Annotated in this window: 24 protein-coding genes; 1 reads left to right on the top strand and 23 read right to left on the bottom strand. The window is 34.7% G+C overall.

Annotation, left to right across the window (positions count from 1 at the left end):
* Position 1 precedes the first annotated feature (1 nt).
* The 22 genes from HALSA_RS05720 to HALSA_RS05615 form a co-directional block, all read right to left on the bottom strand.
* Complete coding sequence (locus HALSA_RS05720) at positions 2 to 1864, bottom strand: TIGR03960 family B12-binding radical SAM protein (RefSeq protein WP_013405649.1); 1863 nt, start codon at positions 1862 to 1864, stop codon at positions 2 to 4.
* A 16-nt stretch (positions 1865 to 1880) separates the two neighbouring features.
* Positions 1881 to 3020 (bottom strand): rod shape-determining protein RodA, encoded by a 1140-nt coding sequence (gene rodA / locus HALSA_RS05715; RefSeq protein WP_013405648.1) that lies wholly within the window; start codon positions 3018 to 3020, stop codon positions 1881 to 1883.
* A gap of 32 nt (positions 3021 to 3052) precedes the next feature.
* A complete protein-coding gene (gene minE, locus HALSA_RS05710) occupies positions 3053 to 3307 on the bottom strand; it encodes a cell division topological specificity factor MinE (protein ID WP_041595797.1) in 255 nt (84 codons plus the stop codon).
* 23 nt (positions 3308 to 3330) lie between these two features.
* Complete coding sequence (minD, locus tag HALSA_RS05705) at positions 3331 to 4125, bottom strand: septum site-determining protein MinD (RefSeq protein WP_013405646.1); 795 nt, start codon at positions 4123 to 4125, stop codon at positions 3331 to 3333.
* 23 nt (positions 4126 to 4148) lie between these two features.
* Positions 4149 to 4754 carry a septum site-determining protein MinC gene (gene minC / locus HALSA_RS05700; RefSeq protein WP_013405645.1) on the bottom strand — a complete coding sequence of 202 codons (606 nt, stop codon included), beginning with the start codon at positions 4752 to 4754 and terminating at the stop codon, positions 4149 to 4151.
* Positions 4755 to 4866: 112 nt separating this feature from the next.
* Positions 4867 to 6714 (bottom strand): penicillin-binding protein 2, encoded by a 1848-nt coding sequence (gene mrdA / locus HALSA_RS05695; RefSeq protein ID WP_013405644.1) that lies wholly within the window; start codon positions 6712 to 6714, stop codon positions 4867 to 4869.
* Positions 6702 to 7199, bottom strand: a complete 498-nt coding sequence (gene mreD / locus HALSA_RS05690; protein WP_013405643.1) for a rod shape-determining protein MreD — start codon at positions 7197 to 7199, stop codon at positions 6702 to 6704. Before mreD ends, mrdA begins: the two co-directional genes overlap by 13 nt.
* A gap of 33 nt (positions 7200 to 7232) precedes the next feature.
* Entirely contained in the window at positions 7233 to 8063 is an 831-nt protein-coding gene (mreC, locus tag HALSA_RS05685; RefSeq protein ID WP_013405642.1) for a rod shape-determining protein MreC, read from the bottom strand.
* A 12-nt stretch (positions 8064 to 8075) separates the two neighbouring features.
* Positions 8076 to 9116 (bottom strand): rod shape-determining protein, encoded by a 1041-nt coding sequence (locus tag HALSA_RS05680; RefSeq protein WP_013405641.1) that lies wholly within the window; start codon positions 9114 to 9116, stop codon positions 8076 to 8078.
* 37 nt (positions 9117 to 9153) lie between these two features.
* Positions 9154 to 9849: a RadC family protein gene (gene radC, locus HALSA_RS05675; protein ID WP_013405640.1), complete on the bottom strand. Its 696-nt coding sequence runs from the start codon at positions 9847 to 9849 to the stop codon at positions 9154 to 9156.
* Positions 9850 to 9868: 19 nt separating this feature from the next.
* Positions 9869 to 10462, bottom strand: coding sequence for a Maf family protein (locus HALSA_RS05670; RefSeq protein WP_013405639.1), 594 nt, complete (start codon positions 10460 to 10462; stop codon positions 9869 to 9871).
* Positions 10459 to 10983, bottom strand: a complete 525-nt coding sequence (locus HALSA_RS05665) for a Gx transporter family protein (RefSeq protein ID WP_013405638.1) — start codon at positions 10981 to 10983, stop codon at positions 10459 to 10461. The genes HALSA_RS05670 and HALSA_RS05665 overlap by 4 nt, the downstream gene beginning before the upstream one ends.
* 1 nt (position 10984) lies before the next feature.
* Positions 10985 to 11392: a NusG domain II-containing protein gene (locus HALSA_RS05660; RefSeq protein ID WP_013405637.1), complete on the bottom strand. Its 408-nt coding sequence runs from the start codon at positions 11390 to 11392 to the stop codon at positions 10985 to 10987.
* 161 nt (positions 11393 to 11553) lie between these two features.
* Positions 11554 to 12969 carry a group II intron reverse transcriptase/maturase gene (gene ltrA, locus HALSA_RS05655; protein ID WP_013405636.1) on the bottom strand — a complete coding sequence of 472 codons (1416 nt, stop codon included), beginning with the start codon at positions 12967 to 12969 and terminating at the stop codon, positions 11554 to 11556.
* Positions 12970 to 13485: 516 nt separating this feature from the next.
* Positions 13486 to 14481 carry an RnfABCDGE type electron transport complex subunit B gene (locus tag HALSA_RS05650; protein WP_013405635.1) on the bottom strand — a complete coding sequence of 332 codons (996 nt, stop codon included), beginning with the start codon at positions 14479 to 14481 and terminating at the stop codon, positions 13486 to 13488.
* Positions 14482 to 14501: 20 nt separating this feature from the next.
* Complete coding sequence (rsxA, locus tag HALSA_RS05645) at positions 14502 to 15092, bottom strand: electron transport complex subunit RsxA (protein WP_013405634.1); 591 nt, start codon at positions 15090 to 15092, stop codon at positions 14502 to 14504.
* A 3-nt stretch (positions 15093 to 15095) separates the two neighbouring features.
* On the bottom strand, positions 15096 to 15704 hold the full coding sequence (gene rsxE / locus HALSA_RS05640; RefSeq protein WP_013405633.1) for an electron transport complex subunit RsxE: 609 nt from the start codon (positions 15702 to 15704) through the stop codon (positions 15096 to 15098).
* A complete protein-coding gene (locus HALSA_RS05635; RefSeq protein ID WP_013405632.1) occupies positions 15704 to 16261 on the bottom strand; it encodes an RnfABCDGE type electron transport complex subunit G in 558 nt (185 codons plus the stop codon). The genes rsxE and HALSA_RS05635 overlap by 1 nt, the downstream gene beginning before the upstream one ends.
* Complete coding sequence (locus tag HALSA_RS05630; protein ID WP_013405631.1) at positions 16262 to 17173, bottom strand: RnfABCDGE type electron transport complex subunit D; 912 nt, start codon at positions 17171 to 17173, stop codon at positions 16262 to 16264. It abuts the gene before it with no gap.
* An 11-nt stretch (positions 17174 to 17184) separates the two neighbouring features.
* On the bottom strand, positions 17185 to 18516 hold the full coding sequence (gene rsxC / locus HALSA_RS05625) for an electron transport complex subunit RsxC (protein WP_013405630.1): 1332 nt from the start codon (positions 18514 to 18516) through the stop codon (positions 17185 to 17187).
* 124 nt (positions 18517 to 18640) lie between these two features.
* Positions 18641 to 19144, bottom strand: coding sequence for an SPOR domain-containing protein (locus HALSA_RS05620; protein ID WP_013405629.1), 504 nt, complete (start codon positions 19142 to 19144; stop codon positions 18641 to 18643).
* A 10-nt stretch (positions 19145 to 19154) separates the two neighbouring features.
* Positions 19155 to 20462 (bottom strand): bifunctional folylpolyglutamate synthase/dihydrofolate synthase, encoded by a 1308-nt coding sequence (locus HALSA_RS05615; protein ID WP_013405628.1) that lies wholly within the window; start codon positions 20460 to 20462, stop codon positions 19155 to 19157.
* 124 nt (positions 20463 to 20586) lie between these two features.
* On the opposite strand from HALSA_RS05615, the gene HALSA_RS05610 reads away from it, so the two are divergent.
* Entirely contained in the window at positions 20587 to 21021 is a 435-nt protein-coding gene (locus HALSA_RS05610; protein WP_013405627.1) for a divergent PAP2 family protein, read from the top strand.
* A gap of 96 nt (positions 21022 to 21117) precedes the next feature.
* On the opposite strand, the gene tkt is transcribed toward HALSA_RS05610, so the two are convergent.
* On the bottom strand, positions 21118 to 23079 hold the full coding sequence (gene tkt, locus HALSA_RS05605) for a transketolase (protein WP_013405626.1): 1962 nt from the start codon (positions 23077 to 23079) through the stop codon (positions 21118 to 21120).
* Positions 23080 to 23125 lie beyond the last annotated feature (46 nt).

The raw sequence follows: 23125 nt of genomic DNA, 5'->3' as shown, positions 1-23125 counted from the left end.
TTTATCTTTTACCACCCACCAGTTCTAAATCGACTCCAAAATCAGCACAAATTGCACAGCCTGTGCATTCTTCAAAGCGACAATCAGTTGTTAAATCTCCATCTTCAGATTTTTGATATTCTTTTAGTAAAAATTCTTTAGAAACACCTACATCAATTTTTTCCCAGGAAAAAATTTCTGATATTTTTCTTTCTCTTAAATATTCTGCAGGAGCAATTTTATTTTCTCTAAATGCTTCTCCCCAGATTCTGGCATCAAAACATTCATTCCAGCCTTCAAAGCGACTTCCCTTTTCCCAGGCACTGGCTATAACCTCTGACAGTCTTCTATCTCCTCTAGCAATTACCCCTTCAAGCCTTGATAACTCTGGATCATTCCAGCTGAAATTCAAACCATGTCCCCGCAAATTATTTCTCAAATAATCATGTTTTTTGATTATAGTCTGAACATCATCCATCTTTACCCATTGAAAAGGGGTAAAGGTTTTAGGAACAAATGTAGAAACACTGACAGATATCTGTATATTTCTCATTCTTTTTTTAGTGTTTTTACGAACTTCTCTACCAATATCTCTTACTTTTTTTGCCAGTTCTACAATCCCTGCTATATCATCCATAGTTTCTGTTGGTAATCCGATCATAAAATATAGTTTTATCCTTGACCAGCCATTTTCAAAAGCAGACCTTACAGCATTATAAAGATCTTCTTCATTGATATTTTTATTAATTACATTTCTTAAACGCTGAGTCCCAGCTTCTGGTGCAAAGGTTAAACCAGTTTTCCTGACCTTTTGAACTTCTTTAGCAAGTTCTACAGAAAATTCATCTACTCGAAGAGAGGATAAAGAAACACTAATTTTGTGCTGACTAAATTTTTCAGTCATTCTTTTTAATAATTCCTCTATTTTTGTATAATCCATTGCACTTAAAGAAGTTAGAGAAATTTCATCATAACCAGTAGATTTTAAGGCTTTTTCGGCTAATTCCATCAATCTTTCTACACTTCTTTCTCTACTGGGGCGGTATGTCATTCCAGCAGCACAAAAGCGACAGCTTCTGGTGCAGCCCCGAGAAATTTCTAAAACAACCCGCTCATGGACCGTATCACGATAAGGAACAATAAAATCAGTAGGATAAAAGGCCTGATCTAAATTTTGCACAAGCTGTTTTTTTGTTCTTGCTTTAACTCCATTTTGAGAATTCAAAGCTAGAATTTCTCCCTGCTCACCATAAATTTCACTGTATAAGGATGGTACATATACTCCATCTATTTTGCTTAATTTAAGCAAAACATCTTTTTTGAGCATCCCTTTAGATTTTAACCGCTGATATTTATTTAATAATTCTATAATAATGCCTTCTGCTTCACCGATAAAAAAGAGATCAATAAAATCTGCTATTGGCTCTGGATTAAAAACAGTTGCCCCACCAGCAATTACCAGCGGATCATCTTCATTTCTCTCTTTCGAATAAATAGACATCCCGCTTAAATCGAGCATATTCAGGATATTTGTATAGCTCATTTCATACTGAAGGGTAAAACCTAAAATATCAAAATCTTTTATTTCATGATATGATTCCAGTGTATAGAGTGGAATCTCTTTTTCTTTCAGTAAATCTTCCATATCCTGCCAGGGAGCATAAACCCTCTCTGCCAGCATATTTTCTTCATTATTAATTAAATGGTATAAGATTTTAAGTCCAAGGTGAGACATTCCTATCTCATAAACGTCGGGAAAAGCGAAGGCAATTTTTAATTTTTCAGCCTGCCATTCTTTATTTATTGTGTTCCATTCATTTCCTGTATATCTTTCTGGACTTGAAACCTTATATAAGTTTTCCATTATTTTCTTCTTATACTGCAAAAAACCACCTCATCTATTAAAACATTAACTTGTTTTGTCTTAAGTTTATATTAATTATTATACCAATTGCAGTTAAAGAGGTTATCATAAATGTACCCCCATAACTAATAAAAGGGAGTGGGATTCCAGTAATAGGCATAATACCCATGGTCATCCCGATATTTTCCAGGACATGAAACAAAAACATAGCAGTTATTCCTATAACCACCAGATAACCGTATCTATCCCTTGCCTCTTCAGCAATTTTTAAAAACTGCCAGAGCAAAAATAAAAACAATATAATTACTACAGCAGATCCTATAAAACCAAATTCTTCTCCAATCACAGAAAAAATAAAATCTGTGTGTTTTTCCGGTAAAAAATTAAGCTGATTTTGAGTACCAGCAAAAAGGCCTTTACCAGTTAATCGGCCTGATCCTAAAGCGATTTTTGATTGAATAATATTATAGCCACTACCAAAAGGATCAATATCTGGATTAATAAATACTATTAATCGATTTAACTGATATTCCTGTAAAAAAGGTAAAGGTGTATCGAGCATCACATGAGCACTGATAACTAAAACAACAATTAAGAAACCAGTCCCAAAAACCAGGGCCATATATTTTATATTACCTCCACCTGCAAAGAGCATTACAAGGTAAATAAAGAATAAAACAAGTGCAGTACCAAGGTCATTCTGGAGCACTACCAATACAAATGGTATAAAAGCTATAATTGAAGGCAGAAACATTCCCTTAAGATAACCCATATCATCTGAATTATTATCTATGACCGCAGCTAAAACTAAAACCAGCATAATTTTTGCCAATTCAGCTGGCTGAAAGTTGATTGGTCCAATACTGAGCCATCTTTTACCACCTGCAACTGTTCTACCCATTAAAAGGGTAAAACTTAAAAGCCCGATCATTAGCAAATAGATTACTGCTGCATATTCTTTAAATATCCTATAATCATAAGCCTGTATTATAAAAACTACTAGCAGTCCCAACACTACTGAGACTGCCTGTCTTTGCAAAAATACAAGAGCATTAGAATCAACTTGATTAATTTCTACAGCTGAACTAATTGTTAAAAATCCTATTATAATCAAAAAAACAACTGTTAAAGGTACATTTAAATTTAAATAGTGTAGAAATTTTTTGTTCCAAGACATCGTAAAGCTCCTTAAATTATTAAGTTTAACCCTTATTTTGAACCTTTAAGGGGAAAATTAGCTACTAAAGCTGTCATTTCGTCTTCTCTTTTTACATCCATCTCTATTTTTTGAGAATCTACATCGATATATTTGCTTAATACTCCGATCAATTCTTCTCTCATTGCATCCATTTCATCTGGAGTTAACTTTATTCTATCCTGAACAAGTACAAATTGAAGTCTTTCCTTTGCAACATTTTTACTTGATTTGTCTTTATCACTCTTTAAGCCGAGCCATTTTAGAATATCGATTTTACTCCCCCCTTAAATTAAGATAAGCCAACTAATTTCTTAAATTTAGAAAGAAAACTTTCTTTTTCTAATTTCATAATTGGTAAATCTTCTCCCATTATTCTTTTAGCAATATTTCTATATGCCAGTCCAGCTTTTGCTTTTTGGTTGATGGCAATCGGTTCACCTTTGTTTGTAGAAACAACAATACCTTCATCTTCCGGGACTATTCCCAGTAGATCGATTGCTAATATCTCTATCATATCGTCAATACCCATCATATCACCTCTATCAACCATATCTGCCCTAATCCGGTTAATTATTACCTCTGGATCACGCAGCCCTTCAGCTTCTAAAAGACCGATAATTCTATCTGCATCTCTAACAGCAGAAATTTCTGGAGTTGTAACAATAATTGCTCTATCTGCACCAGATATAGCATTTTTAAATCCCTGCTCAATACCAGCCGGTGAATCAACTATTACATAATCCATTTCTTCTTTTAAATTATCAAGTAGTTCTTTCATCTGAAATGGGGTTACTGAAGTTTTATCACGGGTTTGAGCTGCCGGTAATAAGTAAAGACCATCATATCTTTTATCACGAATCATAGCCTGTTCTAAACGACAGTTATTTTCTACAACATCAACAATATCATAAACTATCCTATTTTCTAAGCCCATAACAACATCTAAATTTCTTAAACCAATATCAGCATCGATTAAGCACACCTTTTTGCCATTCATAGCAAGTGCTGTACCAATATTTGCTGAAGATGTTGTTTTACCTACTCCACCTTTTCCTGAAGTGACAACAATTGTTTTGCCTGCCAAATTATATCCCCCCTGATTTATGATTAAATCTTTTCTACCATTATACTGTCATTTTTGATAAATGCTCTTTCCGGATTCAGCCCTGAATTATGATTATCATCTGGTGACCTGGCAATTAAAGAAGCTATTCTAAGTTGAGTTGGATCTAATATTAAAGCAGCTACTTGAGCAGCTTCGTTTCCTCCAGCTCCTGCATGAACAACTCCTCTTAAGCGGCCAAAGACGATAATATCACCTCCAGCGATTACTTCGGCACCAGGATTAACATCTCCAACAATCACGACATTAGCCTGATTTTTTACCATCTGGCCTGAACGCAAAGTCCTATTAATAATTACAGCTTCAGATTTTGGAACAGCCTCTTTATTTTCCGCTTTAATTTCTTTTGCTGTAAAATATATCTTATTTACTCTGTTATAATTTTGAACAATATCCATCAGTGTCTGAAGTTGTTCAAAAGCCAGCTCCAAACCACTTAGATTAAGGTATAAATTAACCCCATTAAAAAAATCTGAAGCCTGTGAAGCATGTAAAGTAATTGCCTCTTTAATACTACCAAATGTACTACCACTGCGGAAGTTCATCACAATTCCATCTGATACTGCCTGAAAAGAAAAAACTGAACTCATAAAATCTCTCCTCAATTATATGCACTTAATTAATTATATTCTTTAATATAATTGAAATACCTTCATCAATTATAACTTTAATATTTTTTAATCTTCATTAAACTACTATTTTTTACTCATCTTCTTGATTAACCCCAAAATAATGAGCTATAATATCTCTAGCAATGGGTACCGAAAAAGAACTTGATCCTCCATTTTCTAATAAAACAACTACTGCAATTTCTGGGTCTTCATAAGGTGCAAACCCACCAAACCAGGCATGATTTGTCAGGGCCACTGAAGTTTGAGCAGTCCCGGTTTTACCAGCTACCTCAATCGGAAAATTTATAAAATGATGAGAAGCAGTTCCATAGCTTTGATTTACAACATCATAAAGTCCCTGCTTAAGAGCTGAAAAGGTTGAAGGGCTAATTTCAGAGCGTAAGTCAGCTTTGATAACCGGCTCAAATTCTGCTATTATTTCGCCTTCTGGAGAAGTTATTTTATCTACTAGCTGTGGTTTATATAATAAGCCTTCATTAGCAAAAACAGAAAACATCTGAACAATTTGAAGTGGTGTTGTTAATAAATTACTTTGACCAATCGAAAGATTGACTGCATCACCTGGATACCATGGTTCATTAAACTTTTCTCTTTTCCACTGATCATCAGGTACTACACCGGTTTTTTCAGATGGTAAATCAATACCTGTTTTTTCATCCAAGCCAAATTTACGAGCATATTCTGCTAATTTATCACCACGATATTCTTTATATAGTTCATGGCCTAATTCATAAAAAACTATATTATTTGAACGGGCCATTGCTCTTACAAAGTCAAGCTGTCCTTCACCTCTATCAAGCCAGTTTCTAAAAGGTCTGGACCAATTAGGGAGATAAAATCTTCCCGAAGGATCATAAAAACTTGTATCAGCTCTTACTCCAAGTTCTTCCATTGCAGCAGCTCCTGTAATTAATTTAAAAATTGAGCCTGGAGGATAGTCAGACATAACCGTTCTGTCAAGCATTGGCCGTAAAGGATTATTTGAAAGTTCTTGAAACTCACTGTTTGAAATACCTTTTGCAAATAGATTTAAATTGTAATTGGGTATACTGCTAATTGCAAGCACAGCCCCACTGTTTACATCCATTACAATAGCAGCAGCTGAAGTCGGTTTGGTTCTTTCATCATCTTCTTCAGCTTCAATACGCAAGCGATCAAAACTTTCTTTTAATATTTCTTCTACAGACTGCTGTAGATCAAAATTAATATTTAAAGTTAAATCATTCCCGGCAATAGGCTTTCTAATTCCTAAAGTCTGTTTTTTTTGTCCCCGATTATCTACCTCTATTTGTTCTGCACCTGCTTGACCAGCTAAATAAAATTCATACTGTCTTTCTAAACCGCTTTTACCGACAAAATCTCCAGCTTTATAATTATATCCCAGTTCATTGAAAGATATTAATTCATTTCTGCTTATTTCGCCAATATAGCCAGTAGTATGAACCAAATTTTCAGGATAAATATAATCTCTTAACGATGCTTCCTGAACAATTATCCCGGGTAATAAATCATTATTCTCGACTATGACTACCATCTCTTCTTTAGAAAGATGCCGGGCTAAAAGAATCGGTTCAACCAAACTTTTTGCATCAGTATTTCTATAATTACCTATCAATCTCTGAGAATCAATACCACTAATTTCTGAAAGATCTTCTAGAATATCTTCTGCAGATACTCCAGGTGGAATTTCATTTTGCATTAAATATAAATTATAGGTTAAACGATTAGAAACGATTACTTTCCCCTGACTGTCAATAATCTTACCTCGAGGAGCATTAATTGGACGTACAGAAATCCTGTTACCTTCAGATAATCTAAAGAAATAATCTCCATTGATAATTTGCAAATAAGCTGCTCTAGAAATTAAAATAATAAATATAACTAGAATTATAATTCTTAGTATTTTTAGTCTATCCAATTAATATTCCGCCTTCCTAAGAAAAAATATATTAAATAAAAGCCAAATGTGAGCAGAGCATTTAAAGCAGCCATTGGTAAGATTAATTCTCTAAATAACAATATAATATTTGTATTAAACAGATAATTTTCTTTTAGTAAAATATATAGAAATTGATGGACTATAGTTGCCAAAAAAACCCCTAATGGAGGAATTAAAAGGTTTTCTGGAAAAAACCTGCCTGAAAGCAGTCCAGAAAGAAAGGCAACCGCTGTTTTAACAGGAGTAAAGATACCAATAAATGTACCCAAAAAAGCATCCTGTAATATTCCTCCAGTAAAACCATAAATCATGGCCTGATTTGAACCATGGAAAATTGCTTTTAGAACTATAAAAATTAAAATAAAATCAGGTATCAAATAAAGGTTAGGGAAAATTATACCTATTAATAACTGGCAGATTAATAGTAAAACCATAATAATGAGGTTTTTAAAGTATTTTTTCAATTTAATCTCTCCAGTTAATATTGATTGATAAACTTAAAAATTCTTAATTACCATCACTTCTTCAATAGTTACTGACTGAATGTCAAGTTCTACCTCTGCTTTTTGAGATAAACCATAGTTATCAGTCTCTATACTTTTTATTTGACCAATTTTTAAGCCCTCAGGAAAATTATTTGATAATCCGGAAGTTAAAATAACATCTCCAATTTCTACATCTGCATCCCAGGCAATATTATCCATAGTATTATTCTGATCTCTTCGGCCTGAGCCTCTGACTAAACCTATTTGTCTTGAATCACTTCTTGCAACTACACCACCAACTACAAATTGATTATCAGTAATTAATCTAACTTGAGCTGAGCTGCTGCCAACATAGTCAATTCTACCAACTAAAAAACCATTATAAGTAATTACAGGCATTCTTTCTTCCAGACCATCTCTTCTACCTCTATTAATTGTAATTATCTGTTCAAAAACCGAGGGAGAGTTAGCAGTTACTTCTGCTCCAATCATCTCATACTCAACTCTTTCTTGAAAATCAAGGAGTTCTCGCAGTCTCTTATTCTCACGATCATAATTGCTTAAAAACATTATTTGTCTTTCTAAAACTTGATTTTGCTGTCTTAAATTGCTTATTTCTTCCTGAATTTCATTGATAGAAAATAATGTATTAAAAAAGCCCTGAATTCTGCTAATAATATTATTCATTAAGTTCAAAATGGGAGTTAATAAATTATATATTATATCTCCAAACCAATTTAAAAAACCAATTTCAATATCGTTTATAAAGACAAAAAGAAATGTAAGAACTAATATTAATAAGAGAGCGGCGATTATTAAAGAGTTCCTGTCAAATTTATACAACAGGCTCCCCCCTTATGATAACTTTTTGTTGGTAATTAAAATTTTCTTCAATTCATCTATCTCTTCTAAAGCAATCCCTGTTCCTTTAGCAACACAATCTAGAGGATTATCAGCAATATGGATAGGCATCTGAGTTTCATTTCTTAATAGAGTATCAAGACCTTTAAGCAGGGCTCCTCCTCCTGTTAAAATTATTCCTCTATCCATTACATCTGAGGCAAGTTCAGGAGGTGTTTTTTCTAAAGTCATTTTAACTGAATCAATAATATTTATAACCGGTTCTTTGAGTGCATTCTGAATCTCACCAGCAGTAATTTCTATAGTTTTTGGTAACCCACTAACTAAATCTCTACCCCTGATTTCTTTAACTCCTTCTGGATTATCACAAAAAGCTGAACCTATGTCAATCTTGATTTCTTCAGCTGTTCTTTCACCAATCATTAAATTATATGTTCTTTTAACATACTGTACGATCGCAGTATCCATATCATCACCACCAATACGGATAGAACGGCTTGTTACAATACCTCCCAGGGAGATTACTGCTACTTCAGTAGTTCCTCCCCCGATATCAACAATCATGTTTCCAGTTGGCTCATGAACCGGTAATCCAGCTCCTATCGCAGCAGCCATGGGCTCTTCAATTAAATATGCCTCTCTGGCTCCAGCATGTATTGCAGCATCTATAACTGCTCTTTTTTCTACTTCAGTTACACCTGAAGGAACACAGATTATTATTCTTGGCCTGACCATTCTGCTTCTTTTATGAGCTTTGGTTATAAAATACCGCAGCATACTTTCAGTAACATCAAAATCTGCTATAACACCGTCTTTCATAGGTCTTACCGCGATAATATTACCCGGTGTTCTACCGATCATTCTTTTTGCTTCATTACCAACTGCGAGTACCTCATTTTTGTCCTTTTTTAAAGCTACAACAGAAGGTTCTCTAATTAAAATACCTTTATCTTTAATATAAACTAGTGTATTAGCTGTTCCTAAATCAACACCCATATCTCTTGAAAATGGTGCACTAAGAAATTTGAAAACCATTTAATAAATACCCCTTTCGAATATAACATCTATCTTTTTAAATTAAATTTTCTTCTTTAAAGCTTAAAAACTTATCACCAGCTATTATAATGTGATCAATTACCTTAATCCCGATAATTTCTCCTGCTTTTTGCAGTTTTTTAGTAATATTTAAATCATCGGCACTTGGTTTTGGATCACCACTGGGATGGTTATGAACTAGAATAACTGCAGCACTACTTCTTCTAATTGCTTCTTTAAAAACTTCTCTGGGATGAACTATAGAACTGCTAAGTCCTCCTTTAGAAATTTCTGGTATAGCAATAACCCTATTTTTTACATCTAATAAAATAGTTCTTAAAACTTCCTGCTTTAAAAACCTCATTTCTGAAGCAAGAAGTTCTGCAGCCTGAACAGGATTACTAACTAAATCCTTTTCATAATTTTTTATTGATGATATTCTTTTGGCAAGCTCAACAACTGCTACAATTTGAGCAGCTTTTGCTAATCCTATCCCTTTAACCTCCTGCAGTTCTTCACAACTTAGGTCCAAAATTTCTCTGAGACCTCCAAAAGAATTTAAAAGATCCTGAGAAAGCTCAACCGCAGTCCTTTTCCTATTTCCAGTTCTGATTATCAAAGCAAGTAATTCGGCATTAGATAAATAACTGCTGCCTCTTTTTAAAACTTTTTCGCGTGGCCTCTCTTCTGCTGGTAATTCTTTGATGGTAAATCCCTTTTCTGGGCTCTCCATCAAAACAAGCTCCTTTCTCTTATAAGATTCCATAATTGAATTTCTTTAAAATTGTTGCTAATTGATGGATAGGTAAACCAACAACTGAATAATAAGATCCCTGAATAGACTCTACAAATAAGCCACCAAATCCCTGGATTGCATAAGAACCAGCCTTATCCATAGCTTCACCAGTATTTAAATATTTATCTATATCATCATCACTTAATTCAAGCATTTTAACATCTGTAACATTGCTTTCTACTATTATTTTACCACTATCTGAGTCTAAGACTGCCAATGCTGTAATAACCTTATGCTCTCTATTACTCAATAAATGCAGCATTTTTTTTGCATCTTCATTATCAATAGGTTTATTGAGAATTTTCCCATCTAAGACTACGATTGTATCTGCAGCAATTATCAGAGCATTTTCTACTATATCAGATACAGACCTGGACTTTTTTTCTGCCAAAATTTCAACAAGTTCTTCAGGTGTATCTCCATTAAAATTATTCTCATCAATTTTTGGATGAATGATCGTAAACTTTAATTTCAATTGTTTTAATATTTCTTCTCTCCGCGGTGAGGCTGAAGCTAAAACTAATTTTTTTTCTTCTGATTCTTCGCTCATTTGCTAACCCCCTGTTTTAAAGAAATAGGCAAATAATCAATAGTAAAATAACTTACTAAACCAATACTAAAACCAGTTGGTATTGCAAAAAGTGTTAGAAAAGGTAGATAATAGAATATACCCGGATTTTCGATAAGGTAATAAGCAGCAATAACCTGAGCAGTATTATGAGCTACTGCTCCAATTATGCTGACTCCAATTAAACTCAACTTATCTTTTAAAAGATAATAAGCTAAATACATCAGCAAAAAGCTTAATAAACCTCCACTAAAGCTTAGATAAAAACTAATTGTCATAAAAGTTCCTGCAAGTAATGAAGCTAAAATCACCCTAAACATCAGCACTTGAAATGCAGCTGTAAATCCAAAAAGTACAATAGCAATTAAAGTTACAATATTTGCTAAACCCAATTTTGCACCAGGGATTAAGGCTGCTAAAGGAAAAATATTTTCAACCAGATGTAGTACCAGACCAAGTGCTATTAAAAGAGCAATAATAACTATTTTTTTTGTATTTTTCATTTTACCAACTCATCCCATCTATATCAGAGTTAGTACTCTCAATCCAAAGGCTTAAACGATTTGGAACACAAATAATAACAGGCCCTTTCCTATCTATCCAGCCTGTTTTTTCACATATTTTTAGAGGGTCATCAGGTGGAGCTTCTTTGACCCTAACCCTACCCTGGATAATCTCTATATGGTGAGTTCCAATTGGACCATCTACTGTAAAGTGAATTGGGCTTTCATAACTATCAGCTATTGGTACTTCCCTGATAATTTCGTTGTCCTGCTGAACGATCAAATATAATTCATCACCTTCAGTTGTTCTATAATAATAAAAAGGTATAACCATCATAATTAAACTGGCTATTATAACAATTATTATAAGTATTTTATCATAAATTGTTGTTATATCAAGTATTCTCAAAATAATTCACCACTAATTTCTTTTTCCTATCATTACTATATATTTTAACATCTTTCAATGCTTATGTCCACACTATCAGAAATCGAGTAGGAGGAAAATAATTAATTTATTTTCCGTCCTCTCACACCACCGCAGCGTACCGTTCGGTACTGGGCGGTTCATTAAGTATTAGTTGCTTGTGCATATCTTTCCGTAAAACTGAAGTATCCCAGTTTCTTTAATAACTGGTTGGTAAAGGTTCTTGCAAGTATTGGGCTATTGGATATTCTCCAGTAGCCTTTCCTTGTGTTAGCATATTTCCATGCCTTAGCTTCTTTGATACCCAGTTTCCTGAGCATCTTAAAGCGGGTTCTAATTTTCTTCCACCTCTTCCAGTAGCACATTCTTATTCTTCGTCTTGCCCACTGGTCAAGTTCCCTCATCTTTCTTTTCATATCAGCTATTTTATAGTAGCTGACCCAGCCTGTGATTATCTGTTTTAATTTCTTAAAACGATATTTCATTGTCCATGGCTTACTCCTTGATGTGAGTGCTTTTATCTTTCCTTTAATTTTCTTAATCGATTTCGGGTGGATTCTAACCCTTACTTCACCTTTCCTACTATAGAATGAAAACCCTAAGAATTTTCTTCTCCAGGGTCTGCCGACTGCACTTTTCCTTGCATTGACTTTAAGTTTGAGTTTCTTTTCAACAAATACAGTTATGCTTTCCATAACTCTCTTGGCCGCTTTTCTGCTTCTGACATAGATCTGACTATCATCAGCGTAGCGACAGAATTTATGATTGCGTTTCTCCAGTTCTTTATCCAGTTCATCCAGCATTATGTTGCTGAGCAGCGGACTTAACGGGCCGCCCTGGGGGCAACCTTTATCATCTTTACTGATTACACCATCAATCATTACTCCTGAGTTAAGGTAAGCTCTTATTAACTTCAGCACCCTCTTATCCTGCACTTTCCTGGCTACTAAAGACATCAGTTTATCATGTTGAACAGTATCGAAATACTTTTCAAGGTCTATATCGACCACCCATGTATAACCGTCATTTATATATTCCCTGGCTTTATTTACCGCCTGGTGTGCATTTCTTCCAGGTCTGAATCCGTAACTGTACTCTGAAAATCCCGGATCAAATATTGGCGTCAGCTGTTGTGTTATTGCCTGTTGAATCATTCTATCTATTACTGTTGGAATACCAAGTAGTCTTACTCCACCACCAGGCTTAGGTATTTCTACCCTTCTTACTGCCTGTGGTTTGTAATTACCTTCCAGTATATCTTTCAGAAGTTGACTGCCGTTTCTTTTAAGGTGGGGTAGAAGTTCATCTACACTCATCCCATCAATACCATGGCTGCCTTTATTTCCTACAACTCTTTTATATGCCTTATTCAGGTTTGGAGCTGCAAGAATTTTCTCCATCAGATTACTGGAGTCTGCCTTTTCACCGTTTCTTTCCTTCGGCAACGCCGCAGAAACACTCTGCACTCTCTCATTACTTCCAGCTTCCAGCCTTTTCTCCTGAGAGCAGCCTTCATATGAAGTTGTCTGCTTTCTATGTGTTTCCGTCGAGTTGTTCAAATTTAAGAAACCTCCTAATGTTTCATCCTTCAATTAGTGTATATATCCACCAATCTACTATGACCTCTGCTGCATTCTGACAGTTCAACTCTTGCATTACTGCAGAGTTTATTGCTTAGAAATTCATCACCACAATCTACTGTCAGACCTTCCCTGGTTAAGAATATTTGCTTTCACTACATCTATCTGCTGTATTTACACTTCCCGTCTCGAATAGTTTTGGGCTTTGTTTTGTTATGCAAACTTACCCACAAGATTGTGCCTTTTTTATACAGTTCGTATTCCTCAGACCGAAGCTTTGCCTCCAACTTCCTTCAGATTCCACCTCACGGTGGACACCCTTGTCTTCAGCTAGTGGTTGGCACTATTGACCCCCACATCAGACTTTCACTGACTAGCAAATATCCATGCCAGGCAAACATAAAGAAAACCCGACCTTTGCTGGCCGGGTTTAATAATTATTAACTTATATTATATTTTAATCAAGAAATATCTTTAACAATAATAAGGTGATATTTAATCTAGATCTGACTCATAGAAAAGATCAACAGCATCAACATTACAAGCTTCATAACAGAGACCACACTGAATACAAAGATTTTGATCTATTTTATGAAGTTTTTTGATTTCACCCTCGACTGCATCAACCGGACATGCTTTAGCACAGAGAGTACAACCGACACAATTATCATTAATTTCAACATTTTTAATTCTCTCCCCCTGAAATTCTATCGTTCCTGTAGGGCACTTTTCAGCACAGATACCACAGTCAACGCATTTTTCATAATCAATAACGGCCAGATTATCTTTCATTTCTATTGCATCAACCGGACATGCTTTAACACAAAGACTACAGGCTATACAGCCAACTTCACATGTTTTACGGACAATTTTACCTATATTATGAGATGAACATCTAATATGGTTTTTTGATTTATAGGGAGCTAAAAGCAAAATATTTCTTGGACATTCCTCAATACATTTGCCACATCCAGTACATACATCTGGATCAATCTCTGGTAAACCATTATCATTCATTATTATGGCATCAAAAGGACAAATTACCTTACAATCTCCAAAACCCATACAACTGTACTGGCAAACTTTAACTCCACCATTTACCTGATTAGCTGCTTTACAGGTTTTTATACCATCATAACTGCCTGATTTTTTGGTTTCTTTTAATCCTCCACCACATAAAAGTTCAGCAACTACTTTTTCTGAACTTTCATTTTCAGAGCCCATTATATCAGCAATTTCACTGGAAACGCTGTCTCCACCAACCGGACAACCACCGACCGGGGCATTCCCTTTAGCAACCGCTTCTGCAAAACTTTCACAACCAGCATAACCACAAGCACCACAATTTGCACCAGGTAATGTGTCTTCAATCTTAGCAACTCTAGGATCTTTTTCTACATGGAAGTGATTTGCAGCAAAACCGAGTCCTCCTGCAAGCAAGGCTGCAATACCACCCATACTAATCATTGAGTAAAAATATATTGAATTCATTTATTTCTCTGCCACCTCCACTACATTGCGATCATACCAGCAAAACCCATAAAAGATAATGCCAAAATACCTGCAATCATTAAGGTGATTGGCACTCCCTGTAAGGCTTCTGGTACATCGCCAAATTCTAAGTTTTCTCTTAATCCTGCCATCAAAACGATCGCCAGGGTAAAACCAACACCTGCACCAAAACCAAATACTATACTTGCAATAAAGCTATAATTATTGAGTGGGATTAATAATGCCAGTCCCATGATTGCACAATTAGTAGTAATTAGGGGCAGGAAAATTCCAAGTGCTTTGTATAAGACAGGGCTGGTTTTTTTAATAAACATTTCTACAAACTGAACTAATGAAGCAATAACAATAATAAATGATACATACTGTAGAAATGGCAAATTAAATGCTTCAAGGATATATGTATTTATTAACCATGTTGCTCCAGCAGTTAGAGTCATAACAAAGGTCGTAGCTAATCCCATACTAAAAGCTGTTTCGATCTGTTTAGAGACACCTAAAAATGGACATATCCCTAAAAATCTAACTAAAATAAAATTATTAACTAAAATGGTACTGATAAATAAAAGTAATATCTGAGAAAATTCTTCCATTATTTAACCCTCCCTGCTAACATGATTATAAATACCAACCATTAAACCTAATGTTAGAAATGCTCCACCAGGAAGCAACATAATAACCATCGGTCTATACCATTCACCTAATAACTGCAGACCAAAAATTGATCCCATTCCAAAAAATTCTCTTATAATACCCAGAAGAGTTAATACCCAGGTAAAACCAATACTCATACCTATTGAATCTGCAATTGCTTTATGAGTAGGGTTTTTAGAGGCAAAAGCTTCCTGACGTCCTAAAATCAAGCAGTTTACTACGATTAGAGGAATAAAGATACTTAAAGATGCTGCAATAGTTGGAAAAAATGCTTTTACAAAATAATCTGTAAAAGTTACAAAGGTAGCAATAATTAAAATAAAACTAGGAATTCTAACATTACTCGGAATTAAATTTTTAATTATAGAGATTACAATCTCTGAAGAAATAAGCACAAAAGCTGTAGCAATTCCCATTGCAAATCCATTTGCACCAGTATTGGTTACAGCAAGGGTCGGACACATACCGATAACTAATACCATGACGGGGTTTTCTTTCCAGAGCCCATTTTTGAATATATGAAATAAACTTTTTGCTTTTTCGGCCATCATTATCTCCCTCCATAAACAGTATTTATTTTATCAACAGCATTTTCTACAATTTTCATTACTGCCTCTGAAGAAATTGTAGCACCAGCAATGATCTGCACTTCCATCGGATCAGTTGGCTCAGTACTTACAGCCTGATAATCACCAAATGGTTTTTCCTGGAAATGACGTCTATATTCTTCTTCAGTAATTCTAGCACCCAATCCAGGAGTTTCTTCATGTTCTACAATACTGATATTTAATACTTTTTGCTCTTCAATATCCACTCCTACCATAACATCGATCATACCATTATAACCTGCTCCAGAATGCTGAGTAGCAACACCTATCTTGCGGTTATCTTGATCATAAGCTTTATAAAATATATCTCCATCAATATCAATCTCTTCAATTTCTTCAGCACCTGGCAGAACTTCATTAATAGCTCTTCTTCTTATTTCAGCCTGATTTGCTTCTATATATGGAGTAGTCCACTGATAAACAAAGGTTAGAACAAAAGCTGAAACAAGTCCAATCGTTACTAAAGTTATAACCAGCCTTAAATTGCTATTCTTTTCCATTTATTTCACCTCTCCCAAACTGCGAGGTCTTGTGTATCTATTAATTAAAGGTACTGCTGCATTCATCAATAAGATGGCAAATAATACACCTTCTGCATAGCCACCCCAGAGTCTAATTACTACAACGATAATACCGGCACCAATACCAAATATATAACGACCTAATTTTGTGGTTGGACTTGATACCATGTCAGTTGCCATATATAAAGCACCTATCATTAAACCACCAGCAAAAATATGGAATACTGGATTTTGACCAAAAATGAAAGTCATTAAAAATACTGTAGATATCATGGAAAGAGGTATTCTCCAGTTTACATAACCTTTATATAATAAAAATGAAAATCCTAAAAGTAATGCTAAAGCAGATGTCTCACCAAGTGAACCACCAATTTGGCCAACAAAAAGCCTCCATGTATCAGTAGCAACTCCATCTGATTTCATTAAAGCAAGTGGAGTTGCCGTAGAAACACCATCTACTGCCCAATCGGTCATTAATACCGGGTAAGCAGCTACCAAAAATGCCCTACCAATTAAAGCCGGGTTAAAAGGGTTATGTCCGATCCCTCCAAAAACCTGTTTACCTAAAACTATGGCCACTACTCCACCTAAAAAAGTAGCCCAGAGAGGTATGGTTGGAGGCAGAGTTAAAGCTAAAAGTAAGCCTGTTACAACTGCACTACCATCTTTGATTGTAATTTTTTTGCCTCGTGCCTTTTGAAATATGTACTCACTTATTACAGCACCAGCTATTCCTGCTAAAACAATTGAAATTGCTCTAGCACTGAAAAAATATACAGAGGCAAAAAATGCCGGCAGCAGAGCAATTACTACTGACCACATTATCTTAGGTACTGAATCCTCACACCTAACATGGGGAGAGGATGTTACTAGTAATTCTGCACTATTCATCTTAACACTCCTTATTTCTCTTCTCGCCTTTTAGCCATTGCCTGAGATTTTCCCAGTCTCAGATAATGAACAAGCGGTATTTTTGATGGACAAACATAAGAACAAGAACCACATTCAATACAATTTAGAATTTGATATTCTTCTAGTTTTTCAACCATATTGTTTTTAGCATATCTAACTAAAGTAGTTGGCATTAAATACATTGGACAGTGATCAACACATTTAGCACAGTTAATACATGGATCTGGATCAAACTCTTCTACTTCATCAGCTACAAACACTAAAAGACCTGATGTTCCTTTAACTGCAGGGACATCAAGATTTTTTTGGGCAGCTCCCATCATCGGACCACCAGCTATAACCTTTACTGCATCTTCTTTTAAACCACCAGCCTGTTCAACTAAATCAGATAATTTCGTACCAATTCTATAAATTAAATTACAGGGAGATTCTATACCCCTTCCAGTTATAGAAATTGATCGGTCAATTAATGGTTTTCCCTCACGAATCGCATCTGCAACTGCTGCAGCTGTTGAAGTATTATTTACTACTACTTCAATATCAAGTGGTAATCCTCCAACAGGAACCTCTCTATCCAAAAGGGCTTCAATTAACATTTTTTCTCCACCCTGAGGATACTTTGTCTCAACGATCTTTATTTCTATATTGTCTTCATCAGCAACTGCATCCTGCATACTCTCTACTGCTTCCATTTTGTTATCTTCAATCCCGATTAAGCCTTTTTCGGCATTAACTGCTTTCATGAGTGCTTTTAGACCAAAAACAATTGCATTAGGTCTTTCAACCATCACTCTATGGTCAACAGTTAAGTAAGGTTCACATTCAGCACCATTTAAGATAACATACTCAACATTTTTATCCTCTGGCACAGAAAGTTTAACATGGGTAGGAAACATAGCTCCACCTAAGCCTACAATACCAGCTTCACGAACAATATTTCTGATCTCATCAGGACTTAAATTATCAAGATTTTGATGTTTTTCTAAGTCTGAAACCAATTTTTCATCTTTTTCAGCAGAAGCTTCAATTACAATTGCATCAACGGCATTTCCACCAGGATCAGTCACTTTTCTAATCTCTTTTACCTTACCTGAAACTGATGCATGAATCGGTGCACAGACAAAACTTTCACTATCTGCAATTTTTTGACCTAAATTAACCTGATCACCTTTTTTAACTAATAAATCTAATGGTGCTCCGATATGCTGTTTGATCGGTATCAGCACCTCTTTAGGTCGCTCTGCATTTTTCAGAGGTTTATCCTTTGTCATTTCTTTATTATAAGCAGGATGTATCCCCTGTTTAAAAGTCAATGCTTTCACTATTTAATTTCACCCCTTTAAATTTTTATAAATTTATCCATTTTTATTCAAAATATATTGCAAACCATTTATTATTATATACTAATTATAAGTTAAAAACAACACCAAATCAGTATTAAAGAAATTATTCACGATGTATTATGAATCCCTCATAACCTTCAGTCTCCAGTTCGCTTTGTGCCTCTTCCGCATCTTCTCTACTCTCATAGCCATGAACCTGAATTTGATGTGGGCTTGTATCGGTTATAAAAACTTCATAACCCAATTCTTCTAATTCGTTTTTTAGAGCAAGTGCACTAGTATAGTTAGCAAATGCTCCCACCTGAACACCATACTGCCCAGAAAATTCTTCAGTAGTTGGAGTTTCTTCAATAGTTTCTCCCGGCTCAGCTTGAGGATCATCTACAGGCTGTTCATCAACGAACTCATCTTCTAATAAGTCATCAGATATACCGTTTAAAGTGCCTTCCTGAACTTCTTCAACCTCATTTTGAGCAATTTCGTCCTCAGTATCATCTACTAAAAAAGTAATCAACCAACTTCCCAGTAAATAACCTACAAATAAAGCAGCGATTGACATAAAAATTACTACTACTACTAGAGAAAATCCTTTTTCATTTTTCTTCATTTCTGCCACCTCAAAATTTTTTTGTCATTAATGTTATACCAGACTCAAAAACCGTACTAAAAGAACCTGCAGCTAAAATCAAATCATCTTTTTTGCTAACTTTAACAACCTCTTCAGCTGCCTGTGATAAACTTGAAAATAACTGATATTTAAAATTAAGACTTTTTGCTGTTTTTTCTAGTTCTGCTAAAGTAGATGTTCTAAAAGAATTATTTTCTGCTAAATATAATTGAATTTTTGGCTTAAAATTCAAAAAACAACTCAACATATTTACAATATCTTTATCATTAAGAGCAGAAAATATAAGATGAATATTATTAAATTCAGCTGCTGCAGTTTTAAGACTTTCAGCAAGTGCTTTAACAGCTGCCGGATTATGAGCACCATCGAGAATGGTTAAAGGTTTTTTAGAAATTTTTTGCATTCTTCCCGGCCAGACAACTGTTGATAGGCCTTTTTGAAGATCTTCTTTTTTAAAAGGGAATTCAGATTTCAAGATATTTACTGCCAAATGAGCAAGAGCAGCATTTTGAGCCTGATACATTCCAAGAAGAGATAATTTATATTTATATTTTTTATTGGAGCTGCTAAAATATAAATAATTTTTCTTTAATCCACCACTGCTTTTTATTTTATCATATTTTTGAGTTAATTTAATCAATTGAGTTGATTTTTCAGCTGCAGTTTTTTCAATAACACTTAAAGCTTCCTGAGAAGTCACTGCAGTTAATACTTTTGAATTTTCTTTAATAATACCAGCTTTTTCATAAGCGATTTCTGATTGAGAATTACCAAGCAATTTGCTATGCTCAATATCTATAGTGGTAATTATAGATAAAAGAGGTTTTTTAATGACATTTGTCGCATCTAGCCTTCCGCCAAGTCCTGTTTCTAAAATAACAATATCTGGCTGATGAAATTCAAAATACAGAAAAGCCAGTGCTGTAACAACCTCAAAAAAACTTGCTTCACCAAAACCATCTTTTTTAAGTTTTTCCACTGCCTTTTTGAGTTCTTTTATTAAATCTTTTAATAAATAAGTTGAGGCAGCTTTACCATTAACTTTTATTCTCTCATTAAAATGATAAAAATGAGGTGATGTATAAAGGGCAGTTTTATATCCTGCCTGACGATAAATATTTTCAATAAATGCTGCAGTCGAACCTTTGCCATTAGTTCCAGCAAGATGAATTACATTGAAATTTTGCTCAGGATTACCAAGATAAGCAAGCAGTTTTTTTATTCTTTTTAAACCAGGATTATATCCACCTTTTGTCCCAAAAAGTGAAAGAGAATTTATATAGCTATAAGGATCCACATTTATCCTCCCTCGATTTTATTTGCATTCAATATTACATATAAGTTAAAATATATTTATAAGATTAATATCATTATACACAAAATGTTATAAAAGAACAAAATATATATAAGGGGGATTCAGAATGTCCTTACTTGCAATCTCTATTTTATCATTATTTATCGCTCAATTTCTGAAAATATTTTTTATCAAACCCTTTAATTTTTATGTCTTTTTTACCTCAGGAGGTATGCCCAGTTCTCATTCGTCTTTTGTTTCTACATTAGCTTTTTCGGTCGGCTTGAAATATGGCTTTAACTCTGATCTTTTTGCTATAGTTGCAGTTTTTGCAATGATAGTTACCTATGATGCCAGTGGTGTCAGACGGGCAGTAGGTCAACAGGCTAATGTATTAAATAATCTGATCCGACATTTAGAAGCTAAAGCTTTTAGTGATGATAAAGAAATAATTAAAGAAGATCTTAAAGAATTAATAGGCCATACTCCTTTTGAGGTCTTAGCAGGTATTTTATTAGGTGCTTTAATCGCTATAATAAATTGGTATATTTTTCTATTGTAAAAAACCGCCTAGAGCAGCATTAGCTCCAGGCGGATTTACTCATTATCTCAATCCGAATTGAATATTTAATTTTAAGCTTTCTTTAACAATAGTTTATTAAATTGCTTTCATGATTTTTTCAGTTACTTTTTCGGCTTTAAAACCTAATTCTTCTGCTACTTCCTGCCCTTTTCCACTCAAACCAAAACGATCTAGTGAGATAACTAAACCATCACTACCAACTAATTTATACCAGCCACTTCCCACTCCTGCTTCAAGAGCAACTTTTAAACTGAAATCTGGCAGCTTATGTTGGACAAGATAGTTTTCAAGTTTTTTTCTTTCCGGGACAGACATAACTGCAGCTTTAATGTCCTTTTTAGCAAGCTGTTTACTGCTTTCTACAGCAAGTGAAACCTCACTGCCACTGGCAAAAATAATTAGATCAGCATTTTCTGGATCATTAACAAAATAGCCACCTTTATGAAATTCTTTTAAACCATTTATCTTATCAATATGAGGAAGATTTTGTCTTGTTAAAATCAGGGCAGTTGGTTGATCTTTAGTTTCTAAAGCTTCTACCCAGGCTTCTTTTGCTTCTTCTGCATCAGCAGGTCTTAAAACTTTTAGGCCAGGAATAATTCTTAATGCTTCAACATGTTCTACCGGTTGATGGGTAGGACCATCTTCACCTACATAAACAGAATCATGGGTAAATACATAAATTACTGGCTGTTTCATTAATGCAGCTAACCTGATAGCAGGACGCATATAATCGGAGAAGACTAAGAAAGTAGCTGCAAATGGACGCAAACCTCCATGTAAGGAAATCCCATTAACTACAGCTCCCATAGCATGTTCTCTAACTCCAAACCTAAAGTTCCTACCCTTAAAATTATCTTTTTGAATTTCTCCATAGTCATCAAGATATGTTTTAGTTGATGGAGCAAGATCAGCAGAACCTCCAACTAAATATGGGATCATATCTGCTGCTTTTTTGAGAACAGCTCCAGCTGCTTTTCTGGTCGCTATTGGAGTCTTAATATCAAGTGCTGTAAGTTCTTCTTTTAATTCTATGGGCAACCTTAATCCTTGCGCATGATCCCATTCTTTTTTAAGTTCAGGGTTTTCTACGGCCCATTTATTAAATTCTTTTTCCCATTCCAATCTTAAATCCTGCATTTTTGAGGCTCTTTTACGGGAAAAATCCTTGACATTTTCTGCTACATAAAATTTCTCATCAACTGGTAAATTAAACTTTTCTTTTAAACCTTTAATTTCAGCTTCACCTAATGGAGCACCATGAGAATCACTAGTATCTTGTTTTGTAGGGGCACCAAAGGCAATGTGAGTTTGAGCCATAATTAAACTTGGCTTATCTTTTTCTGCTTTTGCCTCTTTGATGGCCTGACGGACCTCAGCTATATTATGACCATCAACATCTTCGATTACATGCCAGCCAAAGGATTTAAACCTATCTGCTGGAGATTCACTAAAAGTTAAATCGGTTTTACCAGCAATAGAAATATTATTGTCATCATAAATAGCAATTAATTTCTCTAAACCAAGGTGACCTGCTAAAGAAGCAGCTTCTGAAGTAATTCCTTCCATCATACATCCATCACCAAGGATAGTATATGTGTAGTGATCAATAATTTTGTGTTTCTCGGTGTTAAATTTTTCAGCCAGCATTTTTTCAGAAACAGCCATACCAACTGAATTGGCAAAACCCTGTCCTAAAGGTCCAGTCGTTGTTTCTACACCAGCTGTCTCTCCATATTCTGGATGACCAGGAGTTTTTGAGTGTAATTGTCGAAATTCTTTTAAGTCCTGCATTGTAATGTCAAATCCGTTCAAATGCAAAAATGAATAAAGAAAGGCAGAACCATGTCCAGCAGATAATACAAAACGATCTCTATTTGGCCAGTCTGGTTTTGAACCATCTAAATTCATAACTTCTCCAAATAATAAAGCTCCTATATCTGCACAGCCAATCGGCATTCCAGGATGACCAGAATTAGCTTGTTCAACCATATCAGCTGATAAGCCTCTTACAGTATTCGCAAGTTCTTTTAACAAGTTTTATCCCTCCCTCAATAAACTTTTTAAACTTAACTCATTTTTT

It is taken from the genome of Halanaerobium hydrogeniformans (assembly GCF_000166415.1).
Lineage (GTDB): Bacteria > Bacillota > Halanaerobiia > Halanaerobiales > Halanaerobiaceae > Halanaerobium > Halanaerobium hydrogeniformans.
This window is presented reverse-complemented; position numbering and strand designations above follow the sequence as displayed.